Genomic DNA, 17,186 nt, shown 5'->3' with positions numbered 1-17,186 from the left:
CCCGAAGGCAACCCCCGCCCCGCCCACGTCGGACGAGGCCCGCAAGGCTTAACCGAGTCGATAGGGGGACCATCTGTCCAGCTCATTCCCGTACGAAACGGGCATCGAGCTGGACAGATGGTCCCCCTGTCACTCAAGCGGCTACGCCCACCCCCATGACCTCCCGCGCATGGCGGCCGGGGACCATGCCCAGGCGCCAGGCCTGCCAGCCCGCCTCCAGGTCGATGTCGCGTTCCAGCATCAGGGCGTACGCCGACAGGTACTCGCCCAGTTTCCCGTCCCGTGTCGGATGGTCGGCCCCCGTCAGCTGGAGCACCTCCTCGTGGGCCACCGCCGCGCCGACCTCCGAGCCGCCCGGTGACGCGTACGGCAGGAGGGTGCAGCGCAGGAAGCGTGCCCAGTCCTCGCCGCGCCGGTCGCCGTACGAGGCGAAGAGCGAGCCGGCCGTGTCGCAGAGCTCGAGGGCCTGGGCCGAACGGTTGTTGCCCGCGTCGACCACCGCGAGCTCCAGACACGTCCAGGCCTCCCCGTGCGCCACCCCGATCCGGTGGAAGTCCGCGCGGGCGTCGGCGAGCAGCTGGCGGGCGAAGCCGGAGTTGCGCAGCGAACCCGTGCGCGCCGCGCCCTGGTCGCGGGTCACGCGGCCCGAGTGGTGCCGCGCGCACGCGAGCCCGTACACGTCCCGCATCCGCGAGAACATCGTGCGCGCCCGCTCCAGCTCCCGTACCGACTGATCGAGGTCGCCGCGCTCCTCGAGGGCCTGCCCGAGGTAGTACAGCGTCCACGCCTGGCCACGCGCGTCCTCGTTGTCCCGATGACGGGAAACGGCCTGCCGCAGTCCGTCCACGGCCGCCGAGATGTCCCCGTCGACCAGGCGGGCCCGTGCGAGCTGGGTGAGCGCCCAGGCCTCGCCGCGCGCGTCGCGGGTCCGCCCGTACAGATCGAGGGCCGTGGTCAACTCCCCCTCCGCACGCGGGACTTCCCCCATCCGCAGATACACCTGACCCAGCTGGAAGTGGGCCCAGGCCTGCCCGTGCACGGACTCGCCGGCCTGGTGGAGTGCGAGGGCCTGGTCCAGGAGGCGGAGCGCCTCGGCGATCTGGGCGCGGTCGCGCTCGACGGCGGCGAGCGCGTGCAGCGTCCACGCCCGGTCCGCGTCGAGCGAAGGCGATGCCTGGAGATCGAGGGCCTCGCGCAGCTTCGCCGCCGCCTCCGCGAGCTGGCCCTGGTGGTGGAGCGTGATGCCGAGCGAGCACAGGGCCCGGGCCGCGCCCGCCTCGTGGTGAGCCTCGAAGTACAGGTCCACCACCGAGGCCAGCGTCGTACGCGCCTTGTCCAGCTCGCCGAGCTGGCGGGCCGCGATACCCGTACGCCACTGCACCGAGCGTCCGAGCAGGCCCTGGTCGACCGCGGCCGTCAACTCGCTGATCTCGCCCAGACGGTAGAGGTCGCCGCGCAGGAGGCAGTAGTCGCACAGCGCGCCGAGCAGATTCAGTACGGCCTGCTGGTCGACGCCCTCCGCGTGCCGCAGCGCCGCCGTGATGAACGACGACTCCTCGTCCAGCCACCGCAGCGCCGCATCCAGGGAGGTGAACCCGTGCGGCCCGAACTGCCCGGCCCGCGTGGACGTCTTGCCGTCGACCAGACGGATCACCGAGTCGGCGAGCTCGGCGTAGTTGGCGATCAGCCGCTCCTGCGCGGCCGTGCGCTCGGCCGGCTCCTCCTCGTCCATCAGACGGGCCTGCGCGAAGGCCCGTACGAGATCGTGCAGCCGGTAGCGGCTGCCGCGCACGTGGTCGATCAGGCCGGCGCGGGCGAGCGTCGTCAGATGACGGGTCGCCTCCGGCTCGTCGGTCGCGAGCAGCGACGCCGCCGCGGCCGCCCCGAGCGAGGCCCGCCCGGCGAGCGCGAGCCGGCGCAGCAGGCGCCGGCCCGTCTCGTTCTGGTCGGTGTAGCGCAGCCACAGGACCCGCTCGACGGCGTCCACCGGCCCGTACGCGTCGAGGTCCGCGGCCAGCTGGCGCGGCGTCCGCGGCCCGAGCGAGGACCCCGCGATCCGCAGCGCCAGCGGAAGACCGCCGCACAACTCCCGGATCCTGTCCGACGCTTGGGAGTCGTACGGGCCGCTCGCGTCCTGGGCCGCCGACGTGAGCAGCTCCTCCGAACCGCCCGCGTCGAGGGCCTCGACCGGCAGCTGATGCACCCACGCCGGGGTGTCCGCGCGCAGCTCCAGCGGCTTGCGGGACGTGACGAGGACCAGCGAGTCCGAGCGCTCGGGGATCAGCGTGCGCACCTGCTCCGCATCGCTCGCGTCATCGAGTACGACGGTGACCGGCAGCCCCGTCAGATGCTGGTGGTACAGCTCGCTGAGACGTCTCAACTGCTGGTCCTGCGAGGACCGTTCACGGAAGAGCAGCTGCTCGCGCGGCGCACCGAGCCGGTTGAGCAGATGCAGCAGCGCGTCGCGGGTCGTGCGCGGCGGCTCCGTCGTACTGTCCCCGCGCAGATCGACCACGCACGCCCCGCGGAACTGGTCCCGCAGATCATGCGCCGCGTGCACGGCCAGCGTCGACCGCCCGGAGCCCGGCGCCCCGTGCAGGACGACCACCGTCGGCTTGGTCTCCGTCGAGGCGCGCGCCGCGTGCACCCACTGCGCGATCCGCCCGAGCTCCTGCCGCCGCCCCGCGAACGGGCCGTCGGGCTCAGGGAGTTGGGCGAACGAGGACTCCAGGACACTGCGGCGCCGGGCCGCCTGGCTCTTGTCCCTCGGCAGCAGCGAAGTGGTGGCGGCCTTCTTCTTGGCCTCGCCCCTCGAGCCGCGCCCCGCGACCACCCGCTGCTGATCGATGTACGGCCGGATCCCCCGTACCTCCAGAGCGGTCAGCCACTGCAGCCGCAGCTGCTCCGGGCCGCCGGGCTGATTCCGTGCCCCGGCCGCCTGGTGCGCGGCGGGCATATGGGCGGCCGTGATCTTCGCGACGGTCGCGGCGGCTCCGACCACGGCCACGATCGCCCCCGCGCCCACGGCCGTCCCGGCCCCCGTACCGAGGGCGAGGTCCGCGACGGCGGCCGCGACGGCGGCGACCACCGTGACGAACAGCGGAGTCGCGCCCTCTTTGCCGAACCGGTCCCCGAAGGACTGCGCCCCGGCCTCCGCCTCGTCCAGGGCCTGCGCGAACGCCGTGTACTCCTCGGCGGCACTCGCCGCCATCGCGTCGAGCGCCGAACGCCCCCGGTTGAGCAGTACGTTCCCGTCGGTCCGCCCGCCGGAGCGGCGTACTTCCTCCTCGACCGCGCGCGCCAGCAGCCGCTCGGCCTCGGCCCGGTGGGCGTCCCGCATATCGCGTCCCCCTCGCAAACAATCCCGCGGAGCGCTCTCTCGCAGAGCGCGTCTCGCGGAGCCTGTGCTGATCGCCGTACCCAAGTGTCCTGCGAGTACGCGGAGTTCGCGAGCGGGTCTCGTGAATGCAGGGCGCAGGACGGGCGCTAGTGACTGCCCTAGTGACCCGCCCCCTGGCCGTCGTAGGCCTGCCGGGCTTCCTCCACGGTGTCCAGGTTCTGCGCGGCCCACTCGGCGAGCTGCGCGAAGAGCGGGCCGAGGCTGCGGCCGAACTCACTGATCTCGTACTCGACGCGCGGCGGCACTTCCGGGTGGTACGTGCGCACCACGAGCCCGTCCCGTTCCAGCTGGCGCAGCCGCTGGGTGAGCACCTTGGGCGTGATCCGGGTGATGCGCCGCTCCAGCTCCACGAAGCGCTGGCGGCCGTGCGTGTGGAGCGTCCACAGGATCGGCGTGGTCCAGCGGCTGAACACGATGTCGACCACCGGGCCGATGGGACAGGCCAGTTCGGGATCGGTACCGGCGGCCGCGGCCGGGCGACCCTTGCGCTCATCCGCGACGGTCATACGTCCCCCTCATCCATGCGCCGCATACATCCCTCGGCGATAGTCACTTTCCCCTAGGTACCCACTATATCCAGGGTGTTAGCGTCCCGTCAGTCGCCGGACGAGCGGTCCGCAAGCGGTCAATTCCCCTACCGAAAACGGGTGTTAAGCATGTCCATGGCCATCACCGGAGCCACCGGCAACGTCGGCCGCGCCCTCGTCGAAACCCTCGCCGCGGCGGGTGTGCCGCTGACCGCCACGGCCCGCGGCATCACGGACGCACATCTGCCCGAGGGCGTGCGGGCGCTCCCCTCCGATCTCACCGATCCGGAGACCCTCCGGCCCGTACTCGAAGGCGCCGACGCACTGTTCCTGCAGAGCGGAGGGCCCAGCGCCTTCCTGATCGACCCGCCGCGCCTGCTCGACACGGTGAAACGGTCCGGAGTGCGGCGCGTCGTCCTGCTGTCTTCCCAAGGCGTCGCCACCCGGCCGGAATCGGCCTCGCACGGGCGGACGGCACGCGTCATCGAGGACGCCGTACGCGAGTCAGGGCTCGACTGGACGATCCTGCGCCCCGGCGGCTTCGCCTCCAACGCCTTCGCCTGGGCGGAATCGGCCCGCACCCGCCGCGAGATCGCCGCCCCCTTCGCCGACACCGGGCTCCCGGTGATCGACCCCGCGGACATCGCCGAGGTCGCCGCCGTCGCCCTGCGCGAACCGGGCCACAACGAGGCCGTCTACGACCTCACAGGACCCGAACGCGTCACCCCACGCGACCAGGCGGAGGCGATCGCCCGCGCACTCGGCGAACCCGTCCGCTTCACCGAGCAGACCCGCGCCGAAGCCCGCGCCCAGATGCTCCACTTCCTCCCCGAGCCCGTGGCGGACACCACCCTCTCCATCCTCGGCACCCCCACGGAGGCCGAACAACGCATCAGCCCCACGGTCGAACACATCACGGGCCACCCGCCCCGCACGTTCACCACCTGGGCGTCCCGCAACATCACCGCGTTCCGCTGAAGGGCCCGGGCCACGGTGTCGGGCAGGATGGCGGTATGCCGAACCGACTGGCCCAAGAGACCTCCCCCTACCTGCTCCAGCACGCCGACAACCCCGTCGACTGGTGGCCGTGGTCGCCCGAAGCCTTCGAAGAGGCGCGCCGGCGCGGGGTGCCGGTCGTGCTGAGCGTCGGATATGCGAGCTGCCACTGGTGCCATGTGATGGCTCACGAATCCTTCGAGGACGAGCCCACCGCCGCCTACATGAACGAGCACTTCGTCAACGTCAAAGTCGACCGCGAGGAGCGGCCCGACGTCGATGCCGTGTACATGGAGGCCGTGCAGGCGGCGACCGGGCAGGGTGGGTGGCCGATGACGGTGTTTTTGACGCCGGACAAGGAGCCGTTCTACTTCGGTACGTACTTCCCGCCCGCGCCCCGGCACGGGATGCCCTCGTTCCGGCAGGTGTTGGAGGGTGTGCAGCAGGCGTGGAGCGGGCGGCGTGACGAGGTCACCGAGGTCGCGCAGAAGATCGCGCGGGATCTGTCGCAGCGGGAGCTCGCGTACGGGGCGAGCAAGCTGCCGGGCGAGGAGGAGCTCAATCAGGCGCTGCTCGGGCTGACCAGGGACTACGACGCCACGCATGGCGGGTTCGGGGGTGCGCCCAAGTTCCCGCCGTCCATGGCCGTGGAGTTCCTGCTGCGGCATCACGCGCGCACCGGCGCGGTGGGTGCGCTGGAGATGGCGCAGGACACGTTGGAGCGGATGGCGCGGGGCGGGATCTACGACCAGCTCGGGGGCGGGTTCGCGCGCTACAGCGTGGACCGGAAGTGGGAAGTTCCGCACTTCGAGAAGATGCTCTATGACAATGCGCTGCTCTGCCGGGCGTACGCCCACCTGTGGCGTTCCACCGGCAGTGAGCTCGCCAAGCGGGTCGCCCTGGAGACCGCCGACTTCATGGTGCGGGAACTGCGCACCAACGAGGGCGGGTTCGCCTCCGCGCTCGATGCCGACTCGGAGGATCCGGTCTCCGGGAAGCATGTGGAGGGCGCCTTCTACGTATGGACTCCGCGGCAGCTCGTCGAGGTGCTGGGGGAGGAGGATGCCGGGCTGGCCGCGGTGCACTACGGGGTGACGGAGGAGGGGACCTTCGAGGAGGGGGCCTCGGTGCTTCAACTGCCGCAGGGTGACGCTCTGGTGGAGTCGGAGAAGATCCGGTCCATCCGGCAGCGGCTGTTCGAGGCGCGGGCGCGGCGGCCCGAGCCCGGCCGGGACGACAAGGTGGTGGCGGCCTGGAACGGGCTCGCGATCGCCGCGCTCGCCGAGACCGGTGCGTACTTCGACCGGCCGGATCTGGTGAACGCCGCGCTGGCCGCAGGGGATCTTCTCGTACGGCTGCACATGGGCCCCGACGCCCGGCTCGCGCGCACGTCGAAGGACGGCCGGCGGGGCGCGAACAACGGGGTGCTGGAGGACTACGCGGATGTCGCCGAGGGTTTCCTCGCGCTCGCGTCGGTGACGGGGGAGGGGGTCTGGCTGGAGTTCGCCGGGTTCCTGCTCGACATCGTGCTTGACCAGTTCGCGGACGAGAACGGTGGGCTGTACGACACCGCGCACGACGCCGAGCAGTTGATCCGGCGGCCGCAGGATCCGACGGACAACGCCACCCCGAGCGGGTGGTGTGCCGCGGCGGGTGCGCTGCTCACGTATGCCGCCCACACGGGCGCCGAGCCCCATCGCACCGCGGCGGAGCGGGCGTTGGGGATCGTGCAGGCGCTCGGGCCGAAGGCGCCGCGGTTCATCGGGCACGGACTGGCCGTGGCGGAGGCGTTGCTCGACGGGCCGCGGGAGATCGCGGTGGTCGGGGACCGTAACGATCCGGACACGCGCGCGCTGGTGCGCGCCGCGCTTCTGTCCACGGCCCCTGGTGCCGTCGTGGCTCACGGAGATGAGCAGGAACTGCCGTTGCTGGCCGGACGTCCGCTGGTGAACGGTGCGCCGGCTGCGTATGTGTGCCGAAATTTCACCTGTGACGCCCCGGTCACCAGCGTTCAGGAACTGTCCGAAAAGCTCGTACAACCGTGAAGAGTTGTGACGGGTCGTACATCTTGGGGGCTGAGATGAAACAAGGGATTTGCTTGTAAGAGCTGCTGGCCTTCACAATCCCCCCGTATTCTCTCCACGTAGCTTGGGGGGAATGGTGCGGCCGTCGGCCGTTGCCTGGGGGTGTGGGACGACGGGGAGTCGTTCCCACTGTGGGGTCTGGGGGGACTCTTGCTGTCCACTGTTGTGATCAGTGCTGTCTCGATGGCGCTGTTCTGGATGGCTGCTTTCACCTTGTGGTGGCAGATGCATGCCTGGCGTACGCCGGAGACGCTCGCCGCCACGAGGTTCGAAGCGCCGCACGGGAACGACGGACTCGCGTTCTCGCTGTTGCTGCCCGCGCGGCACGAGCAGGCCGTTCTGGATCACACGATCCAGCGGCTGCTCGAGTCGAGCCATGCCGCGTTCGAGATCATCGTGATCGTCGGCCATGACGATCCGGAGACCGCCGCGGTCGCCGACGAGGCGGCCCGACGGGACCGGAGGGTTCGGGTCATCACCGACACCCATGAGGTCAAGAACAAGCCGAAAGCGCTGAATACCGCGCTGCCGCACTGCCGCGGCGATGTCGTCGGTGTCTTCGACGCCGAGGACCAGGTGCATCCGGAGCTGCTCGCGCACGTCGACCACGCGTTCCGCTCGACCGGCGCCGATGTGGTGCAGGGCGGGGTGCAGCTGATCAACTTCCACTCCAGCTGGTACAGCCTGCGCAACTGCCTGGAGTACTTCTTCTGGTTCCGCTCGCGGCTGCATCTGCATGCGCAGAAGGGCTTCATCCCGCTCGGCGGCAACACCGTCTTCGTCCGTACGGACGTCCTGCGCGACGCCGGCGGCTGGGACCAGAACTGCCTCGCCGAGGACTGCGATCTGGGTGTGCGGCTTTCGAGCATCGGCAAGAAGGTCGTCGTCGCGTACGACTCCGACATGGTCACCCGCGAGGAGACTCCCGGCACGCTGGTGTCGCTGCTCAAGCAGCGCACCCGCTGGAACCAGGGCTTCCTGCAGGTCTACCGCAAGAAGGACTGGAAGCAACTGCCCACGTTCGGGCAGCGGTTGCTGGCCCGCTACACGCTGATGACGCCGTTCCTGCAGGCCTTCACCGGGCTGATCATTCCGCTCAACGTGGCGGTCGCGCTCTTCCTCGACGTGCCCGTCGGGGTCGCCTTCATCACCTTCCTGCCGCTGATCACGGCGTTCGTCACCTTCGTCTTCGAGGTGGTCGGACTGCATGACTTCGGCAAGCAGTACGCCCTCAAGATCAGGCTGATCCACTACATCAAGCTCATCCTCGGCGGGCCCTTCTACCAGGTGCTGCTCGCCTTCGCCGCGATCCGCGCAGTGTGGCGCGAGAGCCGCGGCAACCACGAGTGGGAGCTGACCAGCCACGTCGGCGCACATCTGAGCCCTGAGGAGATCCGCGCGTGACCTCCACGCTTCCGGCGGCGGACTCGGCGACCACCGAGATCCCCGTCCAGCAGACCCGTGCGCCCGAAAGCGCCCCGAAGAAGCCCGAGCAGCACGACAAGAAGAAGCACGACAAGAAGAAGCACGACAAGCGGTGGGTGACGGTCCGCCCGTACGTCCGTTTCCGCAGCTCGCCGACCGACCTCATCCTGTGCACGCTGCTGCTCGCCGCGATCCTCGTCGTCCAGGGCTGGAACATCGCCGGCTACCCGAACCTCAGCGACGACGAGGGCACCTACCTCGCCCAGGCCTGGGCCGTCCAGGAGGGCAAGGGCCTCGCGCACTACACGTACTGGTACGACCATCCGCCGCTCGGCTGGATCCAGATAGCGGGCCTGACCTACATACCGTCCCTGATCGCCCCGGACGCGATGACGGTCGGCAGCATGCGTCTGGCGATGCTGCTCGTCAGCGCGGTCAGCGCGGTGCTGATCTACGTCCTGGCGCGCCGGCTGTGGCTGCCGCGCTGGGCGGCCGGTCTCGCGATGGTGCTGTTCGGGCTCTCCCCGCTGTCGGTGGTCCTCCAGCGCGAAATCTTCCTCGACAACATCGCCGTGATGTGGATGCTGCTCGCCTTCTGCCTGGCGGCCTCGCCGTCGCGGCACCTGTGGCACCACTTCGGCGCGGGCATGGCGGCCGCGGTGGGCGTGCTCACCAAGGAGACGATGCTCGTCATCCTGCCCGCGGTGCTGCTCACCATGTGGCGGCACAGCCACCGCGACACCCGTAAGTTCGCGGTCACCGGAGCGATCACCTCCTGTGCGCTGATCGGCCTCGGCTATCCGCTCTACGCCCTGCTCAAGGGCGAGTTGTTCTCTGGCCCGGGCCATGTCTCGCTCTGGGACGGCATCGCGTACCAGATGAGCCGTCCGGGATCGGGCTTCATCTTCGACGCGGGCTCGGGCTCGAACGGGGTCCTCGAGTCCTGGCTGTACTACGACAAGGTGCTGCCGGTCGGCGGTCTCGCCGCGGCGCTCCTGCTGCTCGTGGTCCTGCGCTGGTCGGTCACGGCCCGCGCGCTCGCGGGACCCGCGCTCGCGGTCGCGATCCTCGCGCTGGTCTCGATGCGCCCGTCCGGCTATCTGCCGGCGATGTACATCATCCAGGCGCTGCCCTTCCTGTCCCTGGTGCTCGCGGGCGCGGCGGCGAGCGTCTCGCACGCGGTGCTGATCCGCTCGCGCCGGCGCGTCGACGAACCGCGGGCGGTGACCGGTCTGCGCTGGGCGACGGCCGCCGTCCTGGCCCTGGCCGCGCTCACCTACATCGTGCCGAAGTGGTACGACGGAAACCGCACCGCCATGACCCAGGACGCCAACGGCCCCTACCGCGCGGCCGCTTCGTGGATGGCCACCCAGGTCTCCGACCGCGGTGACAAGCGCGTCCTGGTGGACGACGCGATGTGGCTCGACCTCGTGCACGCCGGCTATGAGCCCGGCCTCGGCGCGATCTGGTTCTACAAAGCCGACCTCGACCCCGCCGTCTCCAAGACCATGCCGGGCGGCTGGCGCGACGTCGACTACATCGTGGCCTCGCCGACGGTACGGCGCGACGCGGTGGATCTGCCGAACGTCAAGGCCGCCCTCGAACACTCCGAGGCGGTCGCGGTGTTCGGCACGGGCGAGGACCGGGTCGAGATCCGCCAGATCGCGGCGGGCAGCGGGGGGAAGCGATGAGCGTCTACGAGACACCGGCCGAGGATTCCCTCGGGGAACTGACCGCGGTGCCGGAACCCGGCGCCGTCACCGTGATCATCCCGAGCTTCAACGAGTCCGGGAACGTACGGGAGTTGCTGCGCCGCATCACCGAGTCCGTGCCGTCCCGCGTCCCCTGCGAAGTGATCTTCGTGGACGACTCCACGGACGACACCCCCGAGCAGGTGGCCAAGGCCGCCCAGGACTGCCCGTTCCCGGTCTCGGTGATCCACCGCGAGGTGCCCACGGGCGGTCTCGGCGGCGCCGTGGTCGAGGGGATCAAGGCGGCGGCCTCGGACTGGGTCGTGGTCATGGACGCGGACCTTCAGCATCCGCCGTCCCTCGTACCGGAGTTGATCGCCACGGGCGAGGCCTCCGGCGCCGATCTGGTCGTGGCCAGCCGCTATACGAAGGGCGGCAGCCGCGCCGGTCTGGCCGGCGGCTACCGCGTCGCGGTCTCGCGTGCCTCGACCTGGCTGACCAAGGGCCTGTTCCCGCGTGCCCTGCGCGGCATCAGCGACCCGATGAGCGGCTTCTTCGCGATCCGCCGCGCGGCCGTCATGGCGGAGGATCTGCGCCCGCTCGGCTACAAGATCCTGATGGAACTCGCGGTCCGCTGCGGCCCGCGCAGCGTCCGTGAGGTCCCCTTCGTCTTCCAGGACCGCTTCGCGGGCGAGTCCAAGTCGACGGCCCGCGAAGGCCTGCGCTTCCTGCGCCACCTCGTGGAGCTGCGCACCTCCAAGCCGCTGTGGCGGATGATCGCGTTCGGCCTGATCGGCCTGACGGGCTTCGTGCCCAACCTGCTCGCCCTGTACGGGCTCACGGCGGCCGGGATGCACTATCTGCCGGCCGAGATCGTGGCGAACCAGTTCGGTGTGGCCTGGAACTTCCTCCTGATCGAGGTCCTCCTCTTCCGCACCCGCCGCCACCGCCGCCTGTCCGACCGCGTCGGCCGCTACGCCGTCATCGCCAACGCGGACCTGGTGCTGCGCATCCCGCTGATCGCGTTCCTGGTGGGCAGTTGGGGGATGTCCGTCCTGCCGGCCACGGCAACGGCCCTGATCCTGACGTTCGTCCTGCGCTTCGCGGGCACGGAAGCGCTGGTCTACACGCGTAAGAACCGAGCCGCACCGAGGGGGACACAGTGAGACGACCGAGACTGCCCAGGCGGGGCACGGCCCTCGCCGGGGTGGGGGCCCTGACCGCGGCGCTCCTGCTCGCGATACCGCAGCAACAGGCCACCGCCGCCCCGAACCTGATCCAGAACCCGGGCTTCGAGACCGCCGGCACCGGTGACATGCCCGCCTGCTGGTCCAAGTCCGGCTGGGGCGACAACGACTTCACCTTCACCGCCACACCGGACGCCCACAGCGGCACGAAGGCGATGAAGGTCGAGATCACCCGCCGGGTCGAAGGCGACCGCAAGGCCCTGATCACCGAGAACGCCACCTGTGCCCCCAAGGTGACGCCGGACAAGCAGTACGACCTGAGCCTCTGGTACAAGTCGACGACCCCGGACGCCTCGATCACCCTGTTCCGGCACGACACCACGGCCGGCTGGCAGTACTGGACGGACCTCAAGACCCTTCCCGTACAGGCCGCTTACGGGCGCACCGAGGTCCGTACGCCCGCCGTCCCGGCCGGCACCGACCAGATCGCCTGGGGCGTCAGCGTCTACGGCACGGGCTCGGTGACCACCGACGACTACGTGATGGAAGAGGTCGCGCCGCCCACCCCGGACCCGGTCTGCACCGGCACCGCGACGGAGTGCAAGGACGGCAGGTGGCAGGTCCTCGCGACCCCCAACCCGGTCCGCTCGATGCACAGCGTCGTGCTGCACAACGGCAAGATCCTGCTGATAGCCGGCTCGGGCAACGACCAAGCAGCCTTCGCCGCAGGGAAGTTCACCTCCGCCGTGTACGACCCGAAGAACGGGACGTACAAGCAGATCCCGACGCCCAAGGACATGTTCTGCGCGGGTCACGTGCAGCTGTCCGACGGCAAGGTCCTCGTGATGAGCGGCACCAAGGGCTTCCCGAGCGCCGACGGCACGATCGGCTACCAGGGATACAAGGACTCGTACGTTTTCGATCCCGCCACCGAGCAGTACATCAAGACCAACGACATGAACGAGGGGCACTGGTACCCCTCGGCGACGGTCCTCGGCAACGGTGACGTCATCTCCTTCGGCGGTCTGAAGGAGGACTCCACCGGCGCGGTCGTGGCCGAGAAGTTCTCGCAGGCCCAGCAGAAGTGGCTGCCGATCAACGAGGTCAACCAGACCTGGTCGTACTGGGGCCTGTACCCGGCGATGATCCTGATGCAGGACGGCCGGCTCTTCTACTCGGGCAGCCACACCTTCGGCAACGGCACGCCCGGCACCGGCGCCTCGGTCTACGACTACGACGCCAACACGATCACGGACGTCCCGGGCCTCAGGCTCAAGGACGAGCGCGACGAGTCGGCCTCCGTCCTTCTCCCGCCGGCCCAGGACCAGAAGGTCATCACGATGGGCGGCGGCAACAACGAGAAGAACCCGGTCGCCAACCGGCTCGTCGACATCATCGACTTGAAGAACCCCAACCCGCAGTACGTGCAGGGCCCGGACATCCCGCTCGGCACCGTCGACCAGGGCCAGGGCAAGCGCGCCCAGACCGGCGCCGAGGGCAAGATGTACGTCTCGGCGGTCCTGCTGCCCGACGGCAAGGTCCTGGAGACCGGCGGCGCGCTGCACGACCGCGCCGACCCGGTGTACGAGACCTCGATCTTCGATCCGGAGACCGAGACCTTCGACCAGGTCGCCACGGACCCGGAGGAGCGTGGCTACCACTCGTCCGCGTTCCTGCTGCCCGACGGCCGCGTCATGACCACGGGCGACAACCCGGGCAACGGCTCGTGGAACCACGACGTGTCGATCTACTCGCCGTCGTACCTCTTCAAGGGCCCCCGCCCGAAGATCACGTCACTGATCGACAAGCAGTGGACGTACGGGGATACGCAGCGGATCACGGTCGACCGGCCCATCGCGAAGGCGGAGCTGATCCGTCCCGCGGCCGTGACGCACTCCTCGGACCCGAACCAGCGGTTCGTGGACCTGCCGCTGACGGTCGACGGCACCGGCTCCAATGTGGACCTGAACGTCACGTCCAACCCGAACATGGCCCCGCCCGGCTGGTACATGCTGTTCGCGGTGGACGCGAACGGCGTGCCGTCGATCGCGGAGTGGGTCCATCTGGGCGGCCCCGCGGCGATGGCGAAGGACGCTCCGGCGGCCCATGTCCACGAGTTCGCGGACGACTTGGCGAAGTCCCCGAAGGCGCAGCAGCCGAAGCGCGACTCGGTGCCGGTCAGCCCGACGGTCTCCGGCTGCGACCGCCACTACGGCTCGGTCAACACCTGCGTCCCGACGAACTTCCCGCCGGACGTACCGGACACGACGAAGGCCCGCTGCGCGTGGCTCGAGGACCACGACTACGGCCGCCTGAGGGTCCACGGCGACGATCCGCTGAACCTGGACCGTAATGGGGACGGGTTGGCTTGCGGGAAGGCGGACGTCCGCAGGAAGGGCTGACGCGCCAGCACGAACGGGCCGAGGGCGGCCGGGAGTTGATCTCCCGGCCGCCCTCGGCCCTTACTCCGGCATGTCCGTCTGCTGCGTCCCCGCGCTTGAAAGGTCGCTACGCCACGTTCCCGGCGGATTCGATGTAGGCGCGCAGGAGCGGGGTCTCCGCGTCGGTTCGCCACACGAAGGCCCATCGGCCCATCGGGGCATCGTCGATGGGGAGGTAGATGACGCCGGGCCATGGGTAGTAGTCGGCAGCCTCCGCCTGGATCGCCTGGATCACTTCCCCGGCGCTGACAGCTATCAGTGTCTCCTGCCAGGTCGAGACCTTGGTGCCGCGTCTGACGGGTCGTCCGCTGGGCGTGTGGAAGGGAATCAACGCCTCCTCGTAGTACTTGGGGAGGGGGCGGCTGGACCAGGGGACTTCATAGTCGCCGAAGTCCTCCATGCGTATCGAGCTCCGCTTCGCCAGCGGGTGCCCGGATCCGATCATGGCGACAACCGGCCGCTCGCTCATGACCTGGCCCACCGTCAGATCGCTCTCGCGGACCGGAAGCCAGAGCAGCGCCAGGTCGACCTCGCCGGAACGCAGTTCGGCGAAGGGAGCGGTGGGCTGTATCTCGACGAAGTCGAGTTCAGCGGCGGGGTGGCGCCCGCGGAACTCGGCGTTGGTGGTGGTGAGGATGTGGTACAGCGCGCCCATCGTGCCGATCGTCAACGTGCCGTGGATGCCGCGTGCTGTTTCGGCCGCAGTGCGGGTACTGGTCAGGATCTGCTGGTACGCGGGTTTGAGTTCCGTGTACAGGCGCGCGCCGATGGAGGTGAGCTCCACCCGCCGACTGGTGCGTCGAAACAGCGAACCACCGATACGCCGCTCCTGTTTGGCGATCGATTGGCTCACCCGGGCCTGGGTCACATGGAGGCGTTCGGCGGTCCGCCCGAAGTGCAGCTCCTCGGACAGCGTCAGAAAGATCTCGATGTCTCGCAGCTCCACTGGCTCCCCCACCCGGATCGATAACTGAAAGGTAATCGATGGCCTTCTCAGACGGCCGTTGATCGCCTTCTTCGCCGCTGGCACGGTGCAGTTGGCGCCCTTTCCGAGCCCGCGGCGCCTCGATCCCCACCACGATGCAGGAGCCACCATGCCCGGATCTCCCTCTGCCCTCGACACCGATCAGGCCCTGTGCCTGGATGGCGTCACCAAGATCTACCGCTCGGCCGGCGGCGACGTCACCGCCCTGGGCGGCGTCACGCTGGCTCTGCGGGAAGGCACATTCACCGCGGTCATGGGCCCGTCCGGATCGGGGAAGAGCACACTGCTCCAGTGCGCGGCCGGACTCGACGCCCCGACCTCGGGCCGCATCCTGGTCGGCGGGGTCGAAATGAGCGGGGCGAGCGAGGCGGAGCTGACGAAGTTCCGGCGTGGCCGGATCGGCTTCGTCTTCCAGCACTTCAACCTGCTGCCCACCCTCTCCGTCCTGCAGAACACCACACTTCCCCTGAGGCTCGCCGGGAAGCGCATCGACCGCCGTCAGGCCGTCGAGATGCTCACCCGCGTCGGGCTCGGAAGCCGTCTGGACCACCTGCCCTCGCAGTTGTCGGGCGGCCAGCAGCAACGGGTGGCCATCGCCCGCGCCCTGGTCACGCGCCCCCGACTGGTCTTCGCCGACGAGCCCACGGGGGCCCTGGACACCCGCAGCGCCCGTGAGGTGCTCGGGCTGCTGCAGGAGGCTGTACGCATCGACGGCCGTACGCTGGTGATGGTCACGCACGACCCGGTCGCGGCCTCCTACGCCGACCAGGTGCTCTTCCTGGCCGACGGGGTTCTGGTGGGCCGACTGGCCAACCCCACGGCCGCCGGGGTGGCCGAGCGGATGACGTTGCTCGCCGCCGGGGTCGCCCACCGCGCCACCGCTGCCGGAAGGGCGTGACGCCGCCATGCTGGCTCTGGCCCGAACATCGCTCACCCGCCGCGCGGGGGCTTTTCTCGCGACCTTCCTGGTGCTGCTCTTCGGCGCCGTCATGATCATGGCGTTCGCCTCCATGCTGGACACCGCCGGCCAGGCCGACCTCATTTCCTCGGGCGGGGAGGAGACGCTCACCACGATGGGCAGCGTCGTCGGCGGCTGGGGTCTGTGCCTGGTCGCCTTCGCCGCCGCCTCGACGATCGGCTTGTCCGTACGCCAACGCACTGCTGAGATCGCGCTGCTGAAAAGCGCAGGTGCCGCTCCAGCCCAGGTCACCAGGATGGTCGTCGCCGAGGCCGGGTTGATCGCGCTGGTCGCCACGGTGGCGGCCGTCGCCCCCGCGTACGCCGCGGGCTCGCAGTTGCTCCGTCTGCTGGTGGACACCGGGCAGGTCGACGCGCATGTCAGTTTCGCCTTCGGCCCGATCGCGCTCTCGATCGGATGCGGCGTCACCGTGCTTTCCAGCGTGCTCGCCGCCTGGGCGGCCACACGCAAAAGGGCACGGAGCAGGGTGACCGACCTCCTCCTTGATGCCGCCACCGACACGGGGCAAATGACGTGGAAGCGGGTCGTTTCGGCGACAGTGCTGATCGTCGCCGGGGTGTATCTGGGGGTGCTCACCCTCACCGCGCTACGCGACAAGGGCCCCGACGCGATGCCGGTGGCCGGGCAGTCCGCCATCCTGGTCTCCGTGGGGCTGGCGCTCCTCGCCCCCGGGCTTGTCCGCCTGGCGACTGCCGCGGCGGGCCGGCTGTTCATGCACCGGGGCACCGCCGGCTACTTGATGGTGCAGAACCTGCGCCACCGCACCGGCCAGGCCGCGGCCGCACTCATGCCGGTCATCCTGTTCACAGGGATCGGCACCGGCATCCTGTATCTGCAGCTGGTCGAGAACCAGGCCGCAGCGGCCGCCGGATACACGGCCACCAACGAGCAGAACAACATCCAGACGCTCAACCTCGTCGTGATCGGCATGATCGTGGCCTTCGCGTGCATCATGCTCATCAACACGATCATCGCCGCCACTCTGCAGCGGGCGCGCGAGTTCGCCCAGCTGCGCCTGGCGGGAGCCACCCCGTCGCAGGTGCTGGCCGCGGTCCGTGCCGAAGGGGCCCTGGTGGTCCTCACCGGCATCGTGGCGGGCGCCGTGGCCGGTATGTGCACGGTGGTCCCGTACAGCGTCGTCCGCACCGGTCAATGGATCCCCACCGTCACACCCTGGCTGTTCGTGGGCATTGTCGCCGTGGCGGTGACAGCGGCCTTGGGAGCGGGCCTCGGCTCGGCCCGACGCCTTCTTCGCCGGCGGGCCGTTGAAGCGATGGCCTGAACGTGCCGGTCGGCGTCAGCAAAGTTCGCCCGCGAAAGCACCCCGCATTTTGGAACCATCAGTCACTGGCGCTGTCTGCCCGTCTCGATGTCGGCGGTCGCCTCGTCCGCTGACAGGTGAGCCGTGACGCGCTCGCTGTTTGCAGCGATCACGTCGTCCGGCGCTGGGTGGACGCCGCCCTCTCCATCG

Annotated in this window: 11 protein-coding genes; 8 read left to right on the top strand and 3 right to left on the bottom strand. The window is 69.8% G+C overall.

Translation table 11 applies throughout. The features are described from left to right. Window positions 1-133: 133 nt before the first annotated feature. Entirely contained in the window at window positions 134-3,340 is a 3,207-nt protein-coding gene (locus G6045_RS16285; RefSeq protein WP_165332670.1) for a tetratricopeptide repeat protein, read from the bottom strand. A 158-nt stretch (window positions 3,341-3,498) separates the two neighbouring features. Further along, complete coding sequence (locus G6045_RS16280) at window positions 3,499-3,906, bottom strand: winged helix-turn-helix transcriptional regulator (RefSeq protein ID WP_165332669.1); 408 nt, start codon at window positions 3,904-3,906, stop codon at window positions 3,499-3,501. A gap of 150 nt (window positions 3,907-4,056) precedes the next feature. On the opposite strand from G6045_RS16280, the gene G6045_RS16275 reads away from it, so the two are divergent. From G6045_RS16275 to G6045_RS16250, 6 genes are all read left to right on the top strand, one after another. Beyond that, complete coding sequence (locus tag G6045_RS16275) at window positions 4,057-4,905, top strand: NAD(P)H-binding protein (RefSeq protein ID WP_235967943.1); 849 nt, start codon at window positions 4,057-4,059, stop codon at window positions 4,903-4,905. A gap of 35 nt (window positions 4,906-4,940) precedes the next feature. Then, window positions 4,941-6,968: a thioredoxin domain-containing protein gene (locus G6045_RS16270; RefSeq protein WP_165332668.1), complete on the top strand. Its 2,028-nt coding sequence runs from the start codon at window positions 4,941-4,943 to the stop codon at window positions 6,966-6,968. A 237-nt stretch (window positions 6,969-7,205) separates the two neighbouring features. Then, window positions 7,206-8,411 (top strand): glycosyltransferase, encoded by a 1,206-nt coding sequence (locus tag G6045_RS16265; protein ID WP_408056337.1) that lies wholly within the window; start codon window positions 7,206-7,208, stop codon window positions 8,409-8,411. 137 nt (window positions 8,412-8,548) lie between these two features. After that, window positions 8,549-10,123, top strand: coding sequence for an ArnT family glycosyltransferase (locus G6045_RS16260; RefSeq protein ID WP_408056338.1), 1,575 nt, complete (start codon window positions 8,549-8,551; stop codon window positions 10,121-10,123). Then, window positions 10,120-11,289, top strand: coding sequence for a glycosyltransferase (locus tag G6045_RS16255; RefSeq protein WP_165332665.1), 1,170 nt, complete (start codon window positions 10,120-10,122; stop codon window positions 11,287-11,289). Before G6045_RS16260 ends, G6045_RS16255 begins: the two co-directional genes overlap by 4 nt. Continuing rightward, the gene (locus G6045_RS16250; protein ID WP_328707797.1) at window positions 11,286-13,712 is read left to right on the top strand and encodes a galactose oxidase-like domain-containing protein; all 2,427 of its coding nucleotides are present in this window, start codon (window positions 11,286-11,288) and stop codon (window positions 13,710-13,712) included. The genes G6045_RS16255 and G6045_RS16250 overlap by 4 nt, the downstream gene beginning before the upstream one ends. 106 nt (window positions 13,713-13,818) lie before the next feature. Here the strand turns inward: G6045_RS16250 and G6045_RS16245 are convergent, their stop codons facing one another. Then, window positions 13,819-14,847, bottom strand: a complete 1,029-nt coding sequence (locus tag G6045_RS16245; protein ID WP_206343799.1) for a LysR family transcriptional regulator — start codon at window positions 14,845-14,847, stop codon at window positions 13,819-13,821. On the opposite strand from G6045_RS16245, the gene G6045_RS16240 reads away from it, so the two are divergent. Beyond that, entirely contained in the window at window positions 14,846-15,634 is a 789-nt protein-coding gene (locus G6045_RS16240) for an ABC transporter ATP-binding protein (RefSeq protein ID WP_165332664.1), read from the top strand. The genes G6045_RS16245 and G6045_RS16240 overlap by 2 nt on opposite strands. A 7-nt stretch (window positions 15,635-15,641) precedes the next feature. Then, window positions 15,642-16,997 carry an FtsX-like permease family protein gene (locus tag G6045_RS16235; protein WP_165332663.1) on the top strand — a complete coding sequence of 452 codons (1,356 nt, stop codon included), beginning with the start codon at window positions 15,642-15,644 and terminating at the stop codon, window positions 16,995-16,997. Window positions 16,998-17,186 lie beyond the last annotated feature (189 nt).

The sequence above is a fragment of the Streptomyces mesophilus genome (genome assembly GCF_011044995.1).
Taxonomy (GTDB): domain Bacteria; phylum Actinomycetota; class Actinomycetes; order Streptomycetales; family Streptomycetaceae; genus Streptomyces; species Streptomyces mesophilus.
Note: the sequence above shows the minus strand (reverse complement) of the source record. Positions and strands in the feature narration are given on the sequence as shown.